Below are 3,767 nucleotides of genomic sequence, written 5' to 3'. Positions count from 1 at the left end.
GTCCCCCGGCCCCGGGGGGGGCGGCGGTCATGTTCAACCGCCCATGACATGGCGGGTGTTGAGGCCATGTTTCACGTGAAACAGCGGTGCGTCGTTTCACGTGAAACAGTGCGCCGCCAACCGTCCAGTCGGGTCAGCCGCGCGGTGCCCGGCCGAACAGCGAGCCGTACATCTTGGTGTACAGCTCGGTGTTGATCTGGCTCGCCGCGAACTTCTCGGCGCCCGGCCCGTACGCGTAGATCGGAACATCGGCGCCGGTGTGGTTGCCGGAGAGGTAGGTCAGCCACAGGCTCGCCTCGGGGCTGCCGTCCTTGACGCCCGCCGGGTCGTCCGGCGTACGGAAGGTGGCCGGGGCGAAGTTCTTGGCGTCACCGGAGCCGGCGCCGTTGAGGATGCCGGACGAGCGGACCGGGTCCTTGGCACCCGACTTGTCACGCGACGGCGTCGAGTTGTTCGCCGGGTTGCCCGCGTCCGTGTTGGCCGGGGGCGCGACCGACTCGGCGTTGGTGTAGGTGCCCTTTTCGATGATGTTGAAGCCCGCGCACTCGTGGTCGGCGGTGACGACGACCAGCGTGTGTCCGTCCTTGCGGGCGAAGTCGTACGCGGCCTTGACCGCGTCGTCGAACGCCTTGACCTCGCCCAGCGTCTGGGCGGCGTCGTTGGCGTGCGAACGCTTGTCGATCTGGGCGCCCTCGATCTGGAGGAAGAAGCCCTTCTTGGAGCGCCCGTTGAGCAGGTCGATCGACTTCTTCGCCATGTCGGCGAGGGTCGGCTCCTGCTTCTGCGGGGCGTCCGCCGGGAGACCGGCCTTGGCCTGCTCGACGGTGAGGTTGCCCCGGTTGAAGAGGCCGACGACCCTCTTGGCCCTGACCGCGTCGAGGTCGGCCTTGGTGGCGACCTTCTGGCTGGCGGCGCTCTGGGCGGGCAGGCTCGGGTCGCCGAAGCTGCCGAGCACCTGGTAGCCCTGGGCCTGAAGGGCCTTCTGGTCGTCCGGCTCGAAGCGGGCGAGACCGCCGCCGAGCACGACGTCGGCCGTGCCGTTGCGGGCGATCTGCTCGGCGACCGGGGTGATGAGCGTCTTGTCCTCGGGGGCCTTCTCGTACGAGCCGTCCGCGTTCTTCGGCAGACAGGCCGCGTCCGAGTACACCGGGCCCTGGCAGCCGCGCAGCAGCACATGGCTGAACTGGGCGCCCGGGGTCGCGTCGGTGATCTCGGCGGTCGAGACGTTGCCCGTGGCGAAGCCGGCCTTCTTGGCCTGCTCCATCAGCGTCACTCGCCGCTTCTCGTACGCGTCCACGCCCAGCGCGGCGTTGTACGTCTTCACACCGGAGGACCAGGCGGTCGCGGAGCTGGCCGAGTCGGTGACCAGCGCGGGCTGGTCGGTGCCCTTCTCCACGGCGTACGTGGCGACCGCGCCCGTGTAGGGCAGGCGCTCCATGTTCAGCTTGCCCTGGGCGCCGTAGTAGCGCTCGCGGCCGGCGGTGACATGGGTGCGGCCCATGCCGTCGCCGAGGAGGTAGATGACGTTGTGTATCTCCTGGCCGTGGCCCGGGAAAGGCCGGCCGCCGTGCTGCGGGGCGGAGTTGGCCGTGACGGCGCTGCCCGCCGCGACGGCGGAGGCCAGCGCCACCACCGTCAGTGCCTTGCGGCGCTTGTGTCCCATGGATCTCATGGCCGCGAAGCTATGAGCCGAATATGAACGAGTTGTGAGGCGCGGGCGTACGGCGAACGAACGCCTGTGCCCTTCCACGGTGGCGTGACGGCCGACGCCACGACCGACGGCCCCGAGCGACGGAACCGGCCATGCATCCGGGCCGCATCTCCCGCCCGCACGTCCTGCCCGCACGTCCGCCCGTGTGCCTCACCCGTGCCCCTCACCCGTACGAGAGTCCCGAGCAGATGTCGGCGTCCGCCGAGCGGGCCTTCTGGGCGACCTCGGAGGGGACGGTGGCGGGGGCGTCGTCTGTCGGCGCGGTGTCCGTGGAGGCGGCGTCCGTGGATGCCTGCGCGTACGTCGAGCCGAGGATGACGGTGAGCCCCGCCGCGTGGGCCGGACGCAGCAGCGCGCCGGGGAAGCGCCGGGCGAGCGTGTCGGCGTGGGTGCGGTCGCCCGGTCCGTACTCGATGACGGTGTGGACGAAGTCCTGGGTGGCGGCGGTCGCGGTGCCGGTGACCCGGTAGCCGCCCGCCTTCAGGGAGTCGGCCGCGCGGGCGGCCAGGCCCTCGGTGGTGGTGCCGTTGTAGACGGCGACGGCCACTCCCGCGCCGGGCGGCGGGGCGGCGCTCGGGCGCGGTGGGGCGGGCCGGTCCGGTTCCTGCTTGCCGCCCGCGTCCTTGCCGTCGACCGTGCGGTCCGCCCGCAGGGCCGCGAAGAGCGCGTCGGCCTGCGGCCGGACTATCGCCACGCGCGCGCCCTCGTACCGCCAGGGCAGGGTGACGAACTTGGTGTTGTGCAGGTCGACGCTCTTCATCGACATCGCGAAGGAGATCAGTTTGTCGGCCGATCCCAGGCCCGGGTCGACGGTCAGGGAGCTGGTGGCGGCCTTGGCGAGGGGGAGCAGGGTGGTCGGGTTGAGGCCCTGCTGCTTGACCTTCTTCATGAGGGCGCCGATGAACGCCTGCTGGCGCTGGATGCGGCCGATGTCCGAGCCGTCGCCGATGCCGTGCCGGATGCGTACGTAATCGAGGGCCTTCTGACCGGAGACCTGCTGGACGCCCTTGGTGAACAGCCGCTCCCCGCGCGCGTGGCGGTTGGGGTTGAGGTCGCCCTCGTAGATGTCCTTGGGCACACAGACCTGGACGCCGCCGACGGCCCGGGTCATCTTGGCGAAGCCCGCGAAGTCCACGACGACGGTGTGGTCGACGCGCAGCCCGGTCAGCTTCTCCACGGTGTTCTGGGTGCAGGCCGGGTTGCCCTGGGCGGTGTCGCCCACGGAGAACGCCGAGTTGAACATCACGTTGTGCTGCGTCCTGGTCCAGTCGCCGTTCGGCAGCTTGCAGGGCGGTACGTCGACGAGGGTGTCGCGGGGCAGGGAGACGGCCGTGGCGTGTTTGTGGTCGGCGTGGACGTGCATCAGGAAGGCGGTGTCCGAGCGGCCGATGTCACCGCTGCCATGGCCGTACTGGACGTTGTCGCCCGCGCGCGAGTCCGAGCCGATGACCAGGACGTTCTGTCCCTTGGCCGAGGCGGCGGGGCGCTCGCCCGAGATCCCGCCGTCGTCGAAGGTGCGGATGTCGCCGTTGAGCTGGAAGTAGACCCAGCCGAGCCCGGCTGCCGCGAGGACCAGCAGGGCCACGGGTACGGCCAGCACCAGGCGCAGCCTGCCGTGTCCGCGCCGCCCGGCCGGTGGCGCGCCTGCGGCGCCTCTCCGGCTCCCGCCGCGTGCCTGTCCTGCCTTGTGGCTGCCCATCCGTACGCCCTGTCCGTGTCCGATTGGTTGTACAGTTGCGCAATGTAGCAAGTCTTGCTGAGAGAGTCGCCGAGAGTGGAAGGACGACGGGATGTTCCTGCGCAACGGACTGGAACCCTGGCATCTGCTGATCGTCGCCGTGGTGCTGATCCTGCTCTTCGGCTCCAAGAAACTGCCCGACACCGCCCGGGCGCTGGGCAAGTCGCTCCGGATCCTCAAGAGCGAGACGCGGGCGATGAAGAACGAGTCCGACACCTCCCGGCCGGACGCCGTCCAGCCCAACTCCCCCCGGCCGGACGTCCCTCAGCCGGACGCCTCGCACCTGTGACCGGCCCACGGCCGGACGCCCCGCACCCC

General features: G+C 70.6%; 3 protein-coding genes. 1 reads left to right on the top strand and 2 read right to left on the bottom strand.

The features are described from left to right. Positions 1–133: 133 nt before the first annotated feature. Complete coding sequence (locus ACJA3G_RS32620; protein WP_406556643.1) at positions 134–1,672, bottom strand: alkaline phosphatase; 1,539 nt, start codon at positions 1,670–1,672, stop codon at positions 134–136. Positions 1,673–1,874: 202 nt separating this feature from the next. After that, positions 1,875–3,410, bottom strand: a complete 1,536-nt coding sequence (locus ACJA3G_RS32615) for an LCP family protein (RefSeq protein WP_406556642.1) — start codon at positions 3,408–3,410, stop codon at positions 1,875–1,877. 91 nt (positions 3,411–3,501) lie between these two features. On the opposite strand from ACJA3G_RS32615, the gene tatA reads away from it, so the two are divergent. After that, positions 3,502–3,738: a Sec-independent protein translocase subunit TatA gene (gene tatA, locus ACJA3G_RS32610; protein WP_406556641.1), complete on the top strand. Its 237-nt coding sequence runs from the start codon at positions 3,502–3,504 to the stop codon at positions 3,736–3,738. Positions 3,739–3,767: the final 29 nt, after the last annotated feature.

Source organism: Streptomyces sp. YS-3 (assembly GCF_045257485.1).
Lineage (GTDB): Bacteria > Actinomycetota > Actinomycetes > Streptomycetales > Streptomycetaceae > Streptomyces.
The sequence above is the reverse complement of the archived record's forward strand: the minus strand, read 5'-3'. Positions and strand labels throughout refer to the sequence as shown.